General features: G+C 72.2%; 18 protein-coding genes. 3 read left to right on the top strand and 15 right to left on the bottom strand.

All coding sequences use genetic code 11. The annotated features are described in order from the left end of the window. Window positions 1-3 precede the first annotated feature (3 nt). The 3 genes from Q9R20_RS04430 to Q9R20_RS04440 all read right to left on the bottom strand — a co-directional run bounded on the left by Q9R20_RS04430 (window position 4) and on the right by Q9R20_RS04440 (window position 2,725). Window positions 4-690 carry a GNAT family N-acetyltransferase gene (locus tag Q9R20_RS04430; protein ID WP_311248179.1) on the bottom strand — a complete coding sequence of 229 codons (687 nt, stop codon included), beginning with the start codon at window positions 688-690 and terminating at the stop codon, window positions 4-6. Window positions 691-712: 22 nt separating this feature from the next. Beyond that, window positions 713-2,035 carry an MFS transporter gene (locus Q9R20_RS04435; protein ID WP_311248180.1) on the bottom strand — a complete coding sequence of 441 codons (1,323 nt, stop codon included), beginning with the start codon at window positions 2,033-2,035 and terminating at the stop codon, window positions 713-715. Between the two features lie 129 nt (window positions 2,036-2,164). Further along, entirely contained in the window at window positions 2,165-2,725 is a 561-nt protein-coding gene (locus tag Q9R20_RS04440; protein WP_311248181.1) for a TetR family transcriptional regulator, read from the bottom strand. Window positions 2,726-2,805: 80 nt separating this feature from the next. On the opposite strand from Q9R20_RS04440, the gene Q9R20_RS04445 reads away from it, so the two are divergent. The 3 genes from Q9R20_RS04445 to purU all read left to right on the top strand — a co-directional run bounded on the left by Q9R20_RS04445 (window position 2,806) and on the right by purU (window position 4,940). Next, window positions 2,806-3,585 (top strand): zinc-binding alcohol dehydrogenase family protein, encoded by a 780-nt coding sequence (locus Q9R20_RS04445; RefSeq protein ID WP_311248182.1) that lies wholly within the window; start codon window positions 2,806-2,808, stop codon window positions 3,583-3,585. After that, complete coding sequence (locus Q9R20_RS04450) at window positions 3,549-3,923, top strand: hypothetical protein (protein ID WP_311248183.1); 375 nt, start codon at window positions 3,549-3,551, stop codon at window positions 3,921-3,923. Before Q9R20_RS04445 ends, Q9R20_RS04450 begins: the two co-directional genes overlap by 37 nt. 135 nt (window positions 3,924-4,058) lie before the next feature. Then, on the top strand, window positions 4,059-4,940 hold the full coding sequence (purU, locus tag Q9R20_RS04455) for a formyltetrahydrofolate deformylase (RefSeq protein ID WP_311248184.1): 882 nt from the start codon (window positions 4,059-4,061) through the stop codon (window positions 4,938-4,940). Window positions 4,941-5,032: 92 nt separating this feature from the next. Here the strand turns inward: purU and Q9R20_RS04460 are convergent, their stop codons facing one another. From Q9R20_RS04460 to Q9R20_RS04515, 12 genes are all read right to left on the bottom strand, one after another. Next, window positions 5,033-5,926 (bottom strand): FHA domain-containing protein, encoded by an 894-nt coding sequence (locus Q9R20_RS04460; protein WP_311248185.1) that lies wholly within the window; start codon window positions 5,924-5,926, stop codon window positions 5,033-5,035. 14 nt (window positions 5,927-5,940) lie between these two features. Continuing rightward, window positions 5,941-6,216, bottom strand: coding sequence for a hypothetical protein (locus Q9R20_RS04465; protein WP_311248186.1), 276 nt, complete (start codon window positions 6,214-6,216; stop codon window positions 5,941-5,943). Between the two features lie 99 nt (window positions 6,217-6,315). Then, window positions 6,316-6,816, bottom strand: a complete 501-nt coding sequence (locus Q9R20_RS04470; protein WP_311248187.1) for a Na+/H+ antiporter subunit E — start codon at window positions 6,814-6,816, stop codon at window positions 6,316-6,318. Beyond that, window positions 6,813-8,582 carry a complex I subunit 5 family protein gene (locus tag Q9R20_RS04475; protein WP_311248188.1) on the bottom strand — a complete coding sequence of 590 codons (1,770 nt, stop codon included), beginning with the start codon at window positions 8,580-8,582 and terminating at the stop codon, window positions 6,813-6,815. The genes Q9R20_RS04470 and Q9R20_RS04475 overlap by 4 nt, the downstream gene beginning before the upstream one ends. Further along, the gene (locus Q9R20_RS04480) at window positions 8,579-10,138 is read right to left on the bottom strand and encodes a proton-conducting transporter membrane subunit (RefSeq protein ID WP_311248189.1); all 1,560 of its coding nucleotides are present in this window, start codon (window positions 10,136-10,138) and stop codon (window positions 8,579-8,581) included. Before Q9R20_RS04480 ends, Q9R20_RS04475 begins: the two co-directional genes overlap by 4 nt. After that, the gene (locus tag Q9R20_RS04485) at window positions 10,135-11,589 is read right to left on the bottom strand and encodes a proton-conducting transporter membrane subunit (protein ID WP_311248190.1); all 1,455 of its coding nucleotides are present in this window, start codon (window positions 11,587-11,589) and stop codon (window positions 10,135-10,137) included. The genes Q9R20_RS04480 and Q9R20_RS04485 overlap by 4 nt, the downstream gene beginning before the upstream one ends. Then, the gene (locus tag Q9R20_RS04490) at window positions 11,586-11,900 is read right to left on the bottom strand and encodes an NADH-quinone oxidoreductase subunit K (protein WP_311248191.1); all 315 of its coding nucleotides are present in this window, start codon (window positions 11,898-11,900) and stop codon (window positions 11,586-11,588) included. Before Q9R20_RS04490 ends, Q9R20_RS04485 begins: the two co-directional genes overlap by 4 nt. Continuing rightward, window positions 11,897-12,823 carry a hydrogenase subunit MbhD domain-containing protein gene (locus Q9R20_RS04495; RefSeq protein ID WP_311248192.1) on the bottom strand — a complete coding sequence of 309 codons (927 nt, stop codon included), beginning with the start codon at window positions 12,821-12,823 and terminating at the stop codon, window positions 11,897-11,899. Before Q9R20_RS04495 ends, Q9R20_RS04490 begins: the two co-directional genes overlap by 4 nt. Next, window positions 12,820-13,194, bottom strand: coding sequence for a monovalent cation/H(+) antiporter subunit G (locus Q9R20_RS04500; RefSeq protein ID WP_311248193.1), 375 nt, complete (start codon window positions 13,192-13,194; stop codon window positions 12,820-12,822). The genes Q9R20_RS04495 and Q9R20_RS04500 overlap by 4 nt, the downstream gene beginning before the upstream one ends. Beyond that, the gene (locus Q9R20_RS04505; RefSeq protein WP_311248194.1) at window positions 13,191-13,451 is read right to left on the bottom strand and encodes a monovalent cation/H+ antiporter complex subunit F; all 261 of its coding nucleotides are present in this window, start codon (window positions 13,449-13,451) and stop codon (window positions 13,191-13,193) included. Before Q9R20_RS04505 ends, Q9R20_RS04500 begins: the two co-directional genes overlap by 4 nt. A 106-nt stretch (window positions 13,452-13,557) precedes the next feature. Further along, window positions 13,558-14,523 carry a serine hydrolase gene (locus Q9R20_RS04510; protein WP_396653655.1) on the bottom strand — a complete coding sequence of 322 codons (966 nt, stop codon included), beginning with the start codon at window positions 14,521-14,523 and terminating at the stop codon, window positions 13,558-13,560. Between the two features lie 48 nt (window positions 14,524-14,571). Next, the gene (locus tag Q9R20_RS04515) at window positions 14,572-16,551 is read right to left on the bottom strand and encodes a M13-type metalloendopeptidase (RefSeq protein WP_311248196.1); all 1,980 of its coding nucleotides are present in this window, start codon (window positions 16,549-16,551) and stop codon (window positions 14,572-14,574) included. Between the last annotated feature and the right edge of the window lie 50 nt (window positions 16,552-16,601).

Here is a 16,601-nt window from a genome sequence, read left to right on the forward strand (position 1 = left end):
CGGTCACCCGACGAGGAGGTAGCCGCGCCGGTCGAACCCGCCGATGCGGAGACCGGATGCCAGGTGCCCCCGCACCTGCTCCCGCACGCGCCCCCGCCACTCGGCGGCCGCGGCGGGGTCGGTGCGACGCAGAGCCTCGACGTCGTCGGGCACCGGCACGACGGCGGAGACCTCGGCATCCGTCGGGACCGGCGCGGGCGGCTCGGCGAGCGCCCACGTCACCATCAGCCGGTCGGACTCGTCGCCGCGGTTCACCGCGTCGTGCATGTCGCCGTAGTGGTTGACGAGGTACTCCCCCGCACGGGCCCCCAGAACGGTGAGATTGAAATGCGCGTTGCGCCCCACCAGCGGGTCGAAGGTCCACGTGATTCGGCCGACGCCGCGCTCGAGCGCCCAGTCGCGCTGGTGATTCTTGAGCCGCCGCCCGAGGCCGCGCCCTTGATATCCGGGGAGGATGCCCGTGATGTGCGAGTGCATCGTCCGCTCGGCGGGCGGGCCGAAGAAGGCCGCCGAGGCACCGATCATCTCGTCGCCGTCGAACAGACCCACGACGTAGTTGCCGGCGTGCTCGAGCGCCCGCAGGATGTTCGCCGGCATGGTCTGCTGCTCGCCCCACACCGCGTCGAGGACCCGGGCGGCGTCGTGGATGCCCGCGACCGTATCGAGCGTGCGGATGTCGATCGAGCTCATGACCTCGAGTCTCGCACCGGGCTCAACGCGGGAGAACACCACCGACGTGGCGGATGGTGCGCCCGCGCTCCACGACGATCGCGATCCCGCCGATCAGCCACAGCGGCACCTGCGTGAGGAAAGCCAGACGGAACGCGTCGAGCGAATACGTCTCGGGGCTGCCCGCCCCCTGCACGTCCATCGCGATACCGATGAACAGGATCGCCAGGAGCGCGGCGAGGAACCCGCCGCCGTTGACGATGCCCGTCGCGGTGCTGAGGCGGTGACTGGGGGTGAATGTGCGGGCGTGGTCGAAAGCGATCATCGACGCCGGCCCCCCGGTCGACAGCGCGAACATCAGCACGACCAGCAACCACACGGGCGCGGGGCCCGGCCATGCGATCACGACGATCCACACGACGGCCTGGAACACGACCGTGGGGAGGACGAGCCAACGAGAACGGCGGGTGGGATGGCGGCTCGACAGCGCCCCGATCACGGGCCCGCTGAGGATGCTGAACAGCACGAGCGAGGTCATGACGAGCGACGCCGTCGCCGGCTCGAGTCCCTCGCCCGCGGTGAGGAAGGGGAAGCCCCAGAGCAGCATGAACGCGGTGCCCGCGAAGGGCGTCGCGAAATGCGACCAGAATCCGAGCCGCGTGCCCGGGTGCGCCCATGACTCGCGGAATCCCTTCCGGAGGTCGGGCGCAGAACGCACGACCCGGATGGCGCCCGTCTCGGTGTTGACCGAGGTGTCGACCGGATCGGAACGCCGCTCGGGTGGACGGTTGCGGATGATCGCGAACGTCAGCACCCCGAACAGCACGCCCAGCCCCGCCACGCTGCCGAACGCCACGCTCCAGCTCGTCGCGTGCAGAAGCGCGGCCAGCGGCACCACCGCCACGATCTGACCGAGCTGACCGATGATGCCCGTCAGCTGCACCAGCACCGGCGCGCGCTGCGCCGGGAACCACGTCGCGATCACGCGCAGCACGCTCGGGAAGATCGCGGCGTCGCCGGCTCCGATGAGCACGCGAGCCAGGATGCCGATCCCCACCGCGTCCGCGAACGCCATGACGAGCTGGCCCACGGCCATCAGCACCATGCCGATCGCGATCATCGGGCGCGCACCGAAGCGGTCGAGCAGCAGCCCCACGGGGATCTGCATCGCACCGTAGACGAAGAGCTGGATGACGGCGAACATCGACAGCGCCGAGGCGTCGGCACCGAAGCGCACCGCGGCATCCACCCCGACGGCGGAGAGCGAGGTGCGGTTGATGATCGACACGACGTAGGCCAGCACGCCGACGATCCACAGCGTCCAGGTGCGCCAGCCCGGCCGGTCGAGGCGAAGGGTGCTGGTCACGTGTTCCAGGCTAGTCGCGACCCGCGACACGGGCGGCGGGGTGGCGCGCACCGGGACATCGGGGCGCCACCGACGGAGAGCGCCCCGGTGCGCGAGGTGGGAGGGTCGCGATGCGAGGGGCCGGGCGCGTCAGGCCAGAACGTCCGCCATCTCGCGGCGGACCCGCTCGAGGTGCTCCACGAGCGGGGTACCCGCCGGGTCGGCCGCCCACTGCTCGAGGGCCGTCTGCAGCAGGTCGACCGCGATCCCCGCGACGACGCGCGCGCGCAGGGCATCGACGCCCCGTGCGCGGTACCCCTCGGCCAGGACCGCGCGGAGGTCGGCCTGTTTCTGCAGGTCTCGCTCGCGCAGGGCGGGCTCGGACTCGATCACGCGGCGCGCGGCCGCCATCTCGCGGCGGCGGGGCTCGAAGCGCTCGGCGGCGAGGGTATGGAAGCCGCTCCACGCGATCGCGAACGGCGACATGTCGGCGGGGGCGACCTCGAGCATCCGAGCGGCAAGTCGAGGGATCTCGGCGTCACCGAAGAAGACCTCCCGCTTGTCGCCGAAGTGCCGGAAGAACGTGCGGCGCGTGACACCGGCGCGCTCGACGATATCGGGCACCGTCGTCGCCTCGAAGCCGCGCTCTGCGAACAGCTCCATCGCCGCCGCGCGCAGGCGTTCTCGCGTATCGGGTGCCCATCTGGCCATGTCGGAATCCTATGTGACGACACGAGGTGTCATCACCTCTATAGTGAAGACACTCCGTGTCATCACGCGAAAGGCTCCTCATGCCCTCACACGCCGCCGCAATCCTTCCCGCACCCCGGGCCTCGCTGACCGTCACCACCGTCCCCACCCCCGTGCCCGCCGCCGACGAGGTGCTCGTGCGCGTGCGCGCCGTGGCCGTCAACCCGGTCGACTGGGTCATCCAGGGCACCAGCCGCGTCACCTACCGGTGGCTGAACGCGCCGGCAGTCCTCGGCTCCGACGTCGCGGGCGAGGTCGTCGCCATCGGGTCCGCCGTCACCCGCTTCCGCGTGGGACAGCGCGTCTTCGGTCTTGCGACCGGCACCGACCGCGGACGCGACGCGCTGCGCGAGGGCGCCTTCCAGGCGTACACGACCCTGGTCGAGCGCCTCACCGCGGCGACCCCCGACGACCTCTCCGACGAAGAGGCGGCGGTCTTCCCGCTGGGGCTCTCCACGGCCGCGTGCGCGCTGTTCCAGCCACAGCACCTCGGGATCCGGATGCCGGGTGAACCGGTGCCCGCGGCCGCCACGGGCGTCGTCGTGGTCTGGGGTGGCTCGACCAGCGTGGGGATGAACGCCATCCAACTGGCGCGCGCCGCCGGATACGACGTCGTGACCACGGCATCCGTGAAGAACGCCGCGGCCGTGCGCGGACTCGGCGCGGACGCCGTCGTCGACCACCGGTCGCCCTCGGCGGTGGCCGACCTCGTCGCCGCAACGGTCGACGAGCCGTCGTCGGAGCGGTGGCGCTCGGCGCGGGTTCGACCGATGCGTGCATCGACGTGCTCGCTCGCACCGGTGGGGAGCGCCTGGCCATAGCCAGCACGCCGGTCTCGCTGGACTCGCTGGTCGGTCGACGGCACCTGTTCCCGGCGATGCTGCCGATCTTCGCCCGCATAGGCCTCGGAACGCTTCGTTCTACGCTGCGCGCCCGGCGCCGCGGCATCCGTGCCGGCTTCGTCTGGGGCAGCAGCCTGCGCGACGACGCGATGGGCCTACGACTGTGGGGCGAGGTCGTTCCGCGGATGCTGGCGGAGGGTTCGCTTCGACCCGCCCCCACGCCGCTCGTCGTCGGCGAGGGTCTCCCCGCCGTGCAGGATGCCCTCGACCGGCAGCGCGCAGGCGTCTCGGCGCAGAAGGTGGTCGTACGCCTCTAGGAGGCGTGCGCGCCGGGCGGGCGGCGCTCACCCGTGGCCCCGGGGCGCCGCACGTGGCCCCGGGGCCACCGACGGCGCCCCGAAACGACACCGCCCGTGGTCGGCGACGCCATCGGCGCACGGAATAATGGTCCGATGGTCTCCGCGAGCCCCCACCTGCAGCCCGATCACGCGTGCCTCATCGTCCACGGCAGCGACACCCCCGGCATCATCGCCGCGGTGTCGGCGCTCATCGCGCGTCAGGGCGGCAACATCGTCGCGTTCGACCAGTACTCCGACGACCCCCGCGGCGGCGCCTACTTCCAGCGCGTGGTCTTCCACCGACCGAACCTCGCGGCGGCCCTGCCCGAGATCGAGGCCGACCTCGCGAAGACCCTCGGCGAGGGCTTCGAGCTCGAATGGACCCTCACCGACCTGTCGACGCCCAAGCGCATGGCGATCCTCGCCTCGAAGCAGGACCACTGCCTGCTCGACCTGCTGTGGCGTCACCGCCGGGGCGACCTGCCGGTCAGCATCCCGATGGTCGTGTCGAACCACACCACCGCCGCTGAGGACGTGCGCTCGTTCGGCGTGCCCTTCTTCCACGTTCCGTCGACGCCCGGGCCGGACAAGTCGGCATCCGAGGCCCGCATCCTCGAGCTGCTCGTCGGCAACGTCGACTTCGTCGTGCTGGCCCGGTACATGCAGATCCTCTCGCCCGACTTCCTCGAGAAGATCGGCGTGCCGGTGATCAACATCCACCACTCGTTCCTGCCGGCCTTCATCGGCGCGGAGCCGTACAAGAAGGCGAAGGAGCGCGGCGTGAAGCTCATCGGCGCGACCTCGCACTACGTCACGAGCGACCTCGACGAGGGTCCGATCATCGAGCAGGACACCGTGCGCGTGACCCACGCCGACTCGGCCGCCGAACTCGCCCGCCGCGGCGCCGACGTGGAGCGCCAGGTGCTGTCGCGTGCCGTGCTGTGGCACGCCGAGGACCGCATCATCCGCCACGGCAACCACACCATCGTCTTCTGACGCGGGCCGGGCGTCCCGGCATCCCCTGCCCGCCGGCGCCCCCTCCGCTGCGGCGAGACCGGCCGACCAGCACGGGCCGGCCGGTCCCGGCGTCACTCCGGGTCGCTCGCCCGGCTCAACGGTCCCGTGCCGCCGCGCGGCGGCTGCTTGCGCTGGTCGGAGAACTCGCCGCCCTGACGCCCGCCGTAGGGCCGGCCGTGGTCGGCGAACTCGGCGCGGAAGTACGCCAACCGCCAGTCGCCCAGCTCGATGCGCGCCCCGGTGCGCAGGATGCGGCCGCCGCGGTCGCGGCCCGGACCTTGCTCGCGGGCCCCACCGCCGCCGACCTGGTCGAAGCCGTACAGCACGTACTCGTCGTCGCCCTCGTGGCGGATCTCGGCGTGGATCGGCGCGAGACCCGGCAGGCGCAGGTCGGCCTCCTCGCCCGAGCCGATCACGGTCTTCGTCGGCAGCAGGTCGAACTCGCGCGGACGCGAGCCGTCCCACGACGAGTCGCCCACCGCGAAGATCAGACGCGGACGACCGGAACCGGGCGTGTAGTGCGTCGTCGTGATGCGGCGGCGCACCGTGCGGTTGATCGTGGGCACGAGCGGCAGGGGCGTCTCGGGCGGGATCGGGAAGGTCAGCGTGCGGTCGCCGTTGCGGCGCACCAGCAACGGAGCCACCGCCGAGACCGACCCGAGCCGGATGTGCTTGGACCCCGTGATGACGCGTTGCAGCGCGCCGCTCTTGACGTCGCCGAGCTGCAGGATCGGTCCGTCCGGGCCCTCGAGCTTCACCGAGATCCCCCGGGATGCCAAGGCCTCGGCGACCGTGGACAGCTCGGCCAGCGTGCGGCGACCGTTGCCCGGCAAACGCGACGGGTCGCTCACCACGATGCGGACCTCGGTCCCCGCGGCGGTGATCGTGCCCTCGAACGGGGGCACGTCGGCATCCGACCCGACCTCCTCCTCCGAGAAGCTGAGGTCGATGTCGAGGCGCACCATGACGGCGCCGCCCCTCAGTTGCCGCGGTACGGGTCGGACCCGGCCGCGGTGTCGTCGTTCGTGGTGACGCGCAGGGTGCCGTTGAGCTTCCACGTGGCGCGCGGCGCGTCGGGGCCGATGTCACGGGGCACCTCGATCGTCATGTCGACGAACGAGTAGTTCACCGCGGCGCCGCGGCCGGTGAGGTACGACCACATCTCGCGGCCGAGGTCGGTCCAGTCGGTGATCGAGTGCCCCTCGGGACCGCGGGAGTCCGAGAACGGGTCGGTGGTGGCAGCGGAGTCGGACATGGCGGAACCTTTCGTTTCGAGGCCACCAGCGTTCCAGCACCCCGGACGCGTGACGAGGGATTGCGTTCCCACCCGGGTTGGGGCACCATTGCGCACCGCTTACGCGAACGCCTGTTCCACGCGCGCGAGGCGCTGTTCGAGAGCCGCGATCGACGCGTGCACGTCGATCGCCGGGTCGATCGCGTGGACCTCCAGGCGATCGGCGTCGAGGCGTGCCGAGAGGCTCCCGGGCATGAGGTTCATCACGAGCGCGAGCGCCACGCGCCCCGCGCGCGAGGAGAGCGTCGTCCGGTACACGCTCCACTCGGGGGCGATCGCGGGCCGCGGCAGCGACAGCGCCCTGCGGGCCACGTCGATCCCACCCACGACCGAGCGCCACAGCACCCACCCGGCGAGCGCGACGAGCCTCAGGATGCCGCCGACCCGCCGCCCCACCGGAGCGCGCGACCGCGACGGCCGGAGCGGGACGAGCACGAAGGTCACCGCCACGACCACCGGCACGGCGACGAGGCCGTATCCCAACGCCGAGGGGGCCAGCTCGGTCGCGGCGGCCCACAGCACAGCGACGGCGATCAGACGGACGAGGAGCGACACGATCACGGCAGCGCTCCCGTCGCGACGGCGGCCCACAGCGCCGCGGCCAGGAGGACGGCGAGGACCACCCCCGACCCCACCCAGGTACCCAGCCCACCCTGGACCCGGTCCAGCAGGGGACCCGCGGAGGGTGCTCGGCGGGCGGCCGTGAGCGCCGACTCCCGCGCGTGGCCCAGCCCCTCGGAGGCCCGGGCGATCCCCCGCCCGAGGGCGTGCGCCGCGCGCTCCTCGACGACGACGACATCGCCGGGCGGAACCACGTCGCCGCGCGGATGCAACAGGCGCGACGCGGGCAGACGCCGCGCGAGAGCCCACGCACCCGCAGCGACCGCGAGTCCCAGCAGCAACGGCCAGGTCTGCCCCCACATCGTGCCCGGCGAGAACCACTCGGGCACCGACACGGGCGGGGACAGGATCTCGGCGAGGGCGGCGACCGGGACGACCGCTCCGACGCACACGAGCACCCAGGCGATGTCGCGCGACACGGCGGTGCGGTGGGCGTGGCGCTCGCGACGAACGAGGACGATGAAAAACCGCGCCAGCAGCAGCGTCGAGCCGACGCCGAACCAGGGCAGGACGTCGGCGACCGCCACCGGCACGAGCGGCGCGACCACGTCGCCCACCGCTTCCTTCCCGGCGTACTTGGCGATGTACCCGCTCGTGAACGGCACGCCGACGAGCGCCAGGGATGCCACGGCGAGCGCGACCAGCACGATCGCGCGCGGGATGCGTTCGGCATCCCACGCCTGCACGCCGAGGAAGAGGACGCCCTTCACCAGGCCGTGCGCCACGCTGTAGACGACAACCGCGGCGACGCACGCGGGTGCGAGGCCGGGATCGACGAGGGCCGCGCCGACGACGGCGGCGAGGAAGCCCATCTGGCTGATGCTGCTGTAGGCGAGCACGACCTTTGGATTGTCGTGGAGCACGCCCACCGGCACGGCGAGCAGGCCGCCGACGAGTCCGAGCGCGAGGAACACCGCACCCCACACGGGCTCCCCCGCCCCCTCACCGAGGGGGAGGAAGCGCAGCCACCCCACGATCCCCGCCTTGAGCATGGCGCCCGAGAGCACCGCACTGGCGGGGCTCGGAGCGGCGGGATGCGCGAGCGGCAGCCACACGTGCAGCGGAACGGTGCCCGCCTTCACGCCGAAGCCCACGAGCAGCAGGGCGATCAGCACGTCGCGCGACGGCGACGCCGCCACCGCAGCGGGCGCATCGGCGACCGACATCACGCCCTCGGCGCCGAGGATCATCAGCGCGGCCAGCACCGCGCACTCCCCCGCCACCGTGAGCACGAGGTACACGGAGCCGGCACCGCGCGCGGCGGGAGTGAGATCGTGCACGACGATCGCGTACCCGAGGAAGCTCATCGCGGCGAACGCGAGGTAGAACGTCACGAGGTCGGCCGCCACGAAAACCGCGATGTTGCCCGTGAAGCACAGCAGCAGAAAGGCGGTCAGCACGTGCGTGCGCCGCGACTTCGCGCGCACGACGAACGACAGCGCGAGCGCGTAGAGACCCGTCGCCATCAACACGAGGGGCCGGCCGATCGCGTCGGCCGAGATCGTCGTGCCCAGCAGCATCCAGTCGACGCGGTGCACGCCACCCGGATCGGTCAGGGCGGCGAGCGCCGCGGGGAGCACGGCCACCCACGACAGGCGCACGACCCACGCGCGCACCCGGTGCGCGCGGAGACCGCCCAGGCGGCCGAGGCCGCCGATGACCGCGGCGACGGTCAGCGGCACGAGGAACGCGGGGATCCAGATCACGGCCACGCTCCGTCCGCGATGATCTTCGCGATCGACCAGGGGGAGTACTCCCACCCCGCCGCGACGCCGAGACCCACGACGAAGACGGCGGTCGCCAGAGCGGGAAGCAGCAGGGCGGCCGGTGCCTCGAGGCGTCGCACCGGCTCCCCTCCCGCGCCCTCGCCGCTGAGCTCGTCCTCGGGCACCGGGTCGGTCAGATCGGGGGCGGCCCCGTCGGCCTCGGCCTTCACGGGCGCCTTCGTCCACATCGCCACGATCACCGGCAGGAAGTACGCCGCGTTCAGCATCGTGCTGGTCAGCAGCACCGCGACCACCCATGGTTGCGCAGCTTCGAGCCCGCCGACCCCGAGCGCCCACTTCGACACGAACCCGGCCAGCGGCGGCAGACCGATCATGCCCAGGGCGGCGACGGTGAAGGCGGCCGTGGTCAGCGGCATCCGTCGCCCGACGCCGGCAAGCTGGCTGACCTTCGACAGTCCCAGCTCCTCCGCGTAGAGCCCGGCGCAGAAGAAGAGCGTGATCTTCATGAACCCCTGGTTGACCATGTGCGCGATCGCCCCGGCGGTCGCGAGAGGCGAGAGCAGGGCCGCGCCCAGGGCGATGTAGGCCACCTGCGACACGGTCGAGTACGCGAGACGTTTCTTGAGGTCGTCCTGCGCGAGGGCGCGGACCGACCCGTACACGATCGTCACGGATGCCACGGCGGCGAGCACCGTGAGGAGCCCGAGGTCGGCGGCCGTCTGCAGCCCGAAGGTGTCTTCGACGACGCGGATGATGCCGAAGGCTCCGGCCTTGACCACGGCGACCGCGTGCAGGAGCGCGCTCACCGGGGCGGGGGCCACCATGGCCACCGGCAGCCAGCCGTGCAGCGGGAACAGGGCGGCCTTCACACCCACCCCCGTCAGCAGGAGCGCCCCGATGACCGTGGCCTTCACGGGGTCGCGCTCGGCGAACGCGACCACCTCGGGGATGCCGCCGGGACGGAAGTCGACCGGGCCGACCTCGAGCGTCAACCAGGCCACGCCCAGCAGCAGCACAACACCGCCGACGAGCGTGTAGCCGAGGTAGACGCGCGCCCCGCGCAGGGCCGCCGCCGTGCCCCGGTGCGAGACGAGCGGATAGGTGACGAGCGTGAGCAGCTCGAAGAAGATGAGGAAGGTGACGAGGTTCTCCGCCAGCGCGATGCCGGTCGTCGCGGTGACGCACAGGCTGAAGAAGCCGAAGAAGCGGCTGCGGTTGGGCGCGCCCTCGAGGTAGCCGATGGCGTAGATGGTCGTCGCCAGCCACAATCCGGCCGAGAGGGCGACGAAGAACAGCGAGAACGCGTCGGTCACGAACACGATCGGCAGGCCCGGGATCCACGCGAACTCGGTCCGCAACTGCTCCCCCTGCAGCACGAGCGGGATGAGGGCGGCGACGAGCACGATCTTCGCGACGGCGCCGGTGAGATTGAGGGTCGTCCGCAGCCAGCGCTTGTCCTCCGGCAGGCCGAAGATGATGAGCGCCGGCACGAGCGACGTGAGGATCAGCACGACCGGCATGACGCTGGGGGTCACCACGACGGACCTCCCGTCGGAAGGGAACCGACCAGCAGATCGACGACGGGTCCGGGGAACAGCCCCAGCACCACCGACATCGCCGCCAGCACGAACGGCACCGCGGCCAGCCCCCGACGCGGCTTCTCGCGCAGCGGCGGGGGCTCCTCGCCGGGCACGTTGAATATCGCCGCGATCATGCGCCCCGTGTAGGCGAAGGTGAGCAGGCCGCCCACCAGCAGCACCGCGACCAGCCACCACGAGCCCTCGGCCAGCGACGCCTGGAGCAGCTGCCACTTGCCCACGAATCCGAGCGCCGGGGGAAGCCCGGCCAGACTCACACCGGCGACGCCGATCGTGGCCACAGTGAGCGGCATGCGCGCGAGGGCGCCGTGCAGCCCCTCGAGCCGATCACCGCCGTACCCCACGACCAGGACCCCCGCCGCGAGGAACATCGCGGCCTTCGCCAACCCGTGGGCGACGGCGAGCACGATGCCGCCGCTCCAGGCCGCGTCGGCACCCGCGACCGAACCGAGCAGCGGCAGCATGAGCACCAGGTACCCCACCTGCGCCACGGTGGAGTAGGCGATGACCGTCTTGAGCCGATCTCGGCGCAGGGCCATCACCCCACCCCACACGACACCCGCGGCCCCGGCCGCCGCAAGCGCCGTGCCCAGCAGCGGCGCGACGCCCGTCGCGGGGGCGAGCTGCGAGAACACGCGCCACAGTACGAACAGCGACGCCTTGATGACCAGGGCCGACAGCAGGGCGCTGACCGCCGCCGGGGCCGCGGGGTGGGCGACCGGCAGCCACGAGTGCAGCGGGAACAGCGCCATCTTCGCCGCCATGCCGACGGCCACCAGGGCGACCACGGCCGCCGCCAGTGCACCGTCGGGCAGGCGCTCGGCGGCGAGGGCGAGGTCGATGGTGCCCGTGGCACCGTAGATCAGCGCGACCGCGAGCAAATAGAACAGCGAACCGACCACCGCGACGAACAGGTAGCGCAGCGCCGGGGCCGTCGCCTTCTCGCCCCCGAGGGCCACGAGGCCGACGGCCGCCAGCGTGAGCAGTTCGAGCAGCACGTAGATGCTGAACAGGTCGCCCGCGACGAAGACGCCGTTGACTGCGGCGGTCGCTGCTCCCACCAGCGGCCAGAACGACGCCGACCCGATCAACCGCCCGTCGATGGTCCCCGCGACCGCGGCGGCGAGGACCACGATGCTCGACAGGGCGAGCATGACGACCGACGGCCCGTCCGCGACGAGCGCGATCCCCAGGGGCGGCGCCCATCCCGCGAGCTCCGTGCGCACCGGACCGGTGGATGCCATGCCCCCGGCGAGCACGCCGACGACGACGCCCGTGAGCACGAGCGCCACGATCGTCACCGCGGGGCGCGCGCGAGCGGGCAGCACCGCGACGACCATCGCCCCCACCAGCGGCACGAGGACGACGAGGGGCACGAGCACACTCACGAGGGCTCCTCCCCCGCGGGCGTCTCGTTCTCGGCATCCATCGACTCGACCCGTCGGGCGAGGGCCAGCGCGAGACCCGTGATCGCAGCCATGACGACGATCCCGGTCAGCACGAGCGCCTGCGGCACGGGGTCGGGGGCGACGCCGTCGGGCCGACGGTCGGCGAGCGCGAGGAAGACGAGCATGACGCCGCCCGAGGCCACGTTCAGCGTGACGATGCGACGGATGAGGTCGCGCACCAGCAGGTGGACCGCGATGCCGACGGCGAAGATCACGACCCCGGCGGCGAGGAACAGCGAGACGGTGGTCATGGCCGCACCCCCGCGCGTCGGGCGTCGACCGCTCCCGCGGCGAGGAAGATCGCGGCCAGCGCCACCGAGATCGAGACCGCGAGCACCGCCTCGATCGCGAGGATCGCCGCCCCCGCCCACGCCGGGTCGAGCCCGAGCCACGCTCCCGTGGAGCCCAGACCGATCACGCCGAGCACGACGAAGGCCACGACACCCCCACCGGCGATCGCGAGCGCCCCGCGTCCCCGCGGGGTGGCGTACGGGATGCCGCACAAGTGCCCGATCACGAGAGCGGCGGCGCCGAGGGCACCGGCCTGGAACGCCCCTCCCGGCTGGCTCGAGCCGGCGACGAGGATCCACAGCGCGAGGACGAGCAGGACGGGGACGAGGACGAGGGCGAGCGCGCGCCGGATCGGTTCGCTCTCGCGCAGCGGTCGGACGCCCTCGCGCGAGACCGCGCCGACGGCGGAGACGGCGACGACGAGGACGGCGATCTCGAGGAGGGTGTCGAGGCTGCGGTAGTTCAGCAGCACGGCCGTCACCGGGTTGCTCACCCCGGTGCGCCCGAGCTCGCCGAGGGCCTCGGCGGCGAGCGGGGCCGGGGCGAGCGGGATCTCGCGCACGACGGCCACGAGGGCGGCCGCCGCCACCGCCCCGACGATGACGGCGACCACGACGCGCGGGGTCTCGCGACCGCCGGGCACCGGCGGCGTGCGCCGCTCGAGCGCGTCGACGAGCAGCGCACCCGCGATGCCGCCGCCGAGCGCGGCCTCGGCGATCGCGACGTCGGGTGCGTCGACCCGACCCCACAGCACCGCGAGCAGGATGCCGAAGATGAGGAACGCCGTGTGCGCGGCCGCCCGCCCGGGGACCAGCAGCGCGACGAACGCGGTCAGCACGACGGCCGCCAGCACCACGACGTCGAGCAGGTCGAGAGCGCTCACGCGTCGCCTCCTCGCCGACGACGACGGGGACCGCTGCGCGCCGGGTCGTTCGACCCGGGTTCGACGGCATCCGGGACCTCGCGCTGACGGGCGTGACCGGCGAGCAGATGGGAGTTCGCGGCGGACCCCACCAGCGCCAGGATCCAGATGAGCACGAGTTTGAGCACGACGCCCAGGGGCGAGGCGTCGCCCGGACGCGCGACCGTGTCGACGACGAGCGCGAGCACGATGAACCCCAGACCGAGGTTGTCGGCCTTCGCCACCGCGTGCAGGCGCGTCGGCAGATCGGGGAAGCGGATGAGGCCGACGGTGCCGACGACGACGAAGCACGCGCCGATCGCGAGCAGACCGATCACCACGACGTCGATCACCGCGGTTGCCTCCGCGTGAACACGACGACCGCGACCGTCGCGAGGGCGACCACCGTGATGGCGACGTCGCGCAGCGCCGGGACGCCGAGCGCCGTGGCGAGGACGATGAACAGGGCCGCGCCGCTCGTACCGAGCAGGACGAAGGCCGTCAGACGGTCTTCGGCGGTCGGACCGCGAACCCCGCGCCAGAGCCCCGCGGCGATGCAGGCCACGAGCACGGCGGCGACCGCCACGAGGGCGGCGTCGATCGCGCTCATCACTGCCCTCCTCGGCTCGCGCACTGCGTTTCGAGGACTGTAGCGAAGAGGCCCGACATGCCCGCGCGGGCTGGCCCCGCGCTCTACCCGTGGGGTAAGGGTGGGACTAGAAGACGTACTCCATGAGCTCGACCCCCAGCACGCGGAACGCATCGTGCGCGCGCAGCCGGTGCGCGATCGAGAGGTCGTCGAAATTGGCGATGAGGGCGTACGACACCGCCGAGCGGGGCCCGCCGAGCACGCCCGCCTCCGCACGGACGCCGGGAGCGCGACCGGTCTTGTTCACGAACAGCAGTCCGTGCTGGTCGTTCTCGTGCGCGAAGGGATCGAGGCCGGTGGCGGATGCCACGAGCGAGAGGTCGTGATTCAGGCTCAGCCACTCCGCGACCTGCGCGCTGACGCCCGGCGAGACGATCGTGGAGTTCACGAGTCCGGCGAACAGCTGCGCCATCTCGCGCGCCGTCGACAGGGCGAGGTGCGGAGCGTCGTCGGGGCCGCGGTCGTCGCGGAACCGATCCAACAGCGCGGTCCGGCGCAGTCCGAGCTGCTCGATGCGCGCCCGCACGGACTGCAGTCCGACCCGGTGCAGCAGGGCGTTGACCGCGAGCGCGTCGCCCGACGAGGCCGCGAGCACCGCGACGTCGCTCAGCGGCAGCGCCGGGGCCTTGAGGTGCTGCCAGACGCCGCCGTTCGTGGCGCCGTGCACCTGAGCGCGGTCGATGATCTCGAGCGCGTCGAGCCGCCCCGACTCGAACGACGCCGCCACCTCGATCAGCAGTGCCACCACGCCGAGACCCCCGACGGGCAGGGTGACGAAGTCGTCGCCCGCGAGCACCGGCGCCCCGCCGTCGAGGTCGTCGATGCGCACCGACACCCGCGCCCCCGACGAGGCGAGTTCGTCGAGCGCGCGCAGCGTCGCGGTGAAGGACCGGCGCCCCGCGGCCGCACGTCGCGGCAGCCGCTTGGGTCCCTTCCGACCCGCCCCCCGCAGGGCCGGTGCGTCGCGACGAGACGACTCCACCGGCCCACCGACGGGGTCGGAGGACGAAGCGGGCTCGGGAACCGGGGGCATGCCCACGAGCGTGGCTCCTTCCGGGTCAGGAACTCAACAAACGCCGTCTCACCAGATGGTGACGCGCTGGTCGGCGTCGAGCCAGAGGGCGTCGCCCTCGGTGACGTCGAACGCCGCGTAGAACGCGTCGATGTTACGCACGATCTGGTTGCAGCGGAACTCGTTCGGCGAGTGCGGGTCGATCGTCAGCAGGCGGATCGTCTCGGCGTCGCGGCCCTTCTGCTGCCAGATCTGCGCCCAGCTCAGCAGCAGACGCTGGATACCGGTGTAGCCGTCGACGACGGGGCCGTCCGGGTCGGTCCCGCCCTGGCTCTCGAGGAACAGGCGGTACGCGGCGATGGCGATGCCGAGCCCGCCGAGATCGCCGATGTTCTCGCCGATCGTGAGGGCGCCGTTGACGTGGTGCTCCTCGCTCAGCCCCTGCGGCACGAGCGCCTCGTACTGGGCGATCAGGGCCTTGGTGCGCTCCTCGAACGCCGAGCGGTCGGCATCCGTCCACCAGTCGCGAAGCGACCCGTCGGCGTCGAAGCGGCTCCCCTGGTCGTCGAAGCCGTGGCCGATCTCGTGCCCGATGACCGCACCGATACCGCCGTAGTTGGCGGCGGCGTCGCGGTCGGCGTCGAAGAACGGGTACTGCAGGATGGCCGCGGGGAACACGATCTCGTTCATCAGCGGGTTGTAGTACGCATTGACCGTCTGCGGGGTCATGTACCACTCGTCGCGGTCGATCGGCTGGCCGACTTTCGCCAGCTGGCGGTCGTGCTCCCACACGTGGGCACGACGGACGTTGCCGACGAGATCGTCGGCCGAGACCTCGAGCTCGGAGTAGTCCTTCCACCGCACGGGGTAGCCGATCTTCGGCACGAAGGTGTCGAGCTTGGCGAGGGCGCGCTCGCGGGTCTCGTCGGTCATCCACGACAGGCCCTGGATCGACCGGCGGTACGCCTCGATGAGGTTGGCGACCAGGCCGTCCATGGCGTCCTTCGCGGCGGGCTTGAAGTGCCGCTCGACGTACACCTTGCCGATCGCCTCGCCCAGCGCGGCTTCGGCGAGGCTGATGCCGCGCTTCCATCGCTCGCGGTTGACGGGGACGCCGGTGAGATGCGTGCCGTAGAAGGCGAAGTTCTCGGCGACGAAGTCCTCGGACAGGAAGGCGGCCGCGGCGTGCACGATCTTGAAGCGCAGCCACGCCTTCCACGCGTCGAGGCGGTCCTGGACGAGCAGACCGCCGAGCGACTCGATGAAGCTCGGCTGGTACACGACCACCTCGGCGAAGGCGTCCTCGTGGCCGGGGGCGACGCCCGCGCGCCACGGCTCGAGGTCGACGCCGGCACGGGCGACGGTGTCGTCCCACGACATGAGGTTGTACGTCTTCACCGAGTCGCGGCTGTCTTCGCGCGACCAGTGGTGGGTCGCCAGGTCGGTCTCGAGGGCGAAGACGTGATCCGCGGATGCCGCGGCCTCGGCGACACCGGCGAGCTCGAGGATCCGCTCGATGTGCCCGCGGTACGCGGCGCGCGTCTCCTCGAAGTTGTCGAGGCGGTAGTAGCTCTCGTCGGGCAGCGAGATGCCGCCCTGGTAGATGACGGGGACGTACCGGGTCGGGTCGCCCGGGTCGGGCTCGACGAACAGGGTCAACAGGCCGCTGATCCCGTCGCGCTCGAGTTCGCCGATGAGGCGGAGCAGGGAGGGGACGTCGGTGACGCCGTCGACGCGCTCGAGCTGCGGAGCGAGGGGCTCGCGCCCGAGCGCCTCGATGCGCTCGGTGTCCATGAAGCTGGCGAACAGGTCGCCGATCTTGCGGGCTTCGCTGCCCGGCTCGGCATCCTGGGTCTCCTGCACGATGGTGCGCACGTCCGCCTCGGCCTGCTCGGCGATGAGGTGGAACGAGCCCCAGCGGGCCTTGTCGTCGGGGATCTCGGTGCGCTCCAGCCAGCGTCCGTTCACGTGGCGGAACAGGTCGTCCTGCGGGCGGATCTCGTCGCTGAGCTCGTCGAGCGCGAGACCGGAGCGGGGGGTGTCGGTCATGCAGACAGGATAGATGCCCCGGATCGGTGCGGGCTCGGAACGGCATCGCC

The organism is Microbacterium sp. PRF11 (assembly GCF_031844085.1).
Taxonomy (GTDB): Bacteria; Actinomycetota; Actinomycetes; order Actinomycetales; family Microbacteriaceae; genus Microbacterium.

Coding starts and splice junctions, on each gene's coding strand:
- Q9R20_RS04430 (WP_311248179.1), bottom strand. CDS start 690: ATGAGCTCGATCGACATCCGCACGCTCGATACGGTCGCGGGCATCCAC.
- Q9R20_RS04440 (WP_311248181.1), bottom strand. CDS start 2,725: ATGGCCAGATGGGCACCCGATACGCGAGAACGCCTGCGCGCGGCGGCG.
- Q9R20_RS04445 (WP_311248182.1), top strand. CDS start 2,806: ATGCCCTCACACGCCGCCGCAATCCTTCCCGCACCCCGGGCCTCGCTG.
- purU (WP_311248184.1), top strand. CDS start 4,059: ATGGTCTCCGCGAGCCCCCACCTGCAGCCCGATCACGCGTGCCTCATC.
- Q9R20_RS04460 (WP_311248185.1), bottom strand. CDS start 5,926: ATGGTGCGCCTCGACATCGACCTCAGCTTCTCGGAGGAGGAGGTCGGG.
- Q9R20_RS04465 (WP_311248186.1), bottom strand. CDS start 6,216: ATGTCCGACTCCGCTGCCACCACCGACCCGTTCTCGGACTCCCGCGGT.
- Q9R20_RS04490 (WP_311248191.1), bottom strand. CDS start 11,900: ATGACCACCGTCTCGCTGTTCCTCGCCGCCGGGGTCGTGATCTTCGCC.
- Q9R20_RS04505 (WP_311248194.1), bottom strand. CDS start 13,451: ATGAGCGCGATCGACGCCGCCCTCGTGGCGGTCGCCGCCGTGCTCGTG.
- Q9R20_RS04510 (WP_396653655.1), bottom strand. CDS start 14,523: ATGCCCCCGGTTCCCGAGCCCGCTTCGTCCTCCGACCCCGTCGGTGGG.
- Q9R20_RS04515 (WP_311248196.1), bottom strand. CDS start 16,551: ATGACCGACACCCCCCGCTCCGGTCTCGCGCTCGACGAGCTCAGCGAC.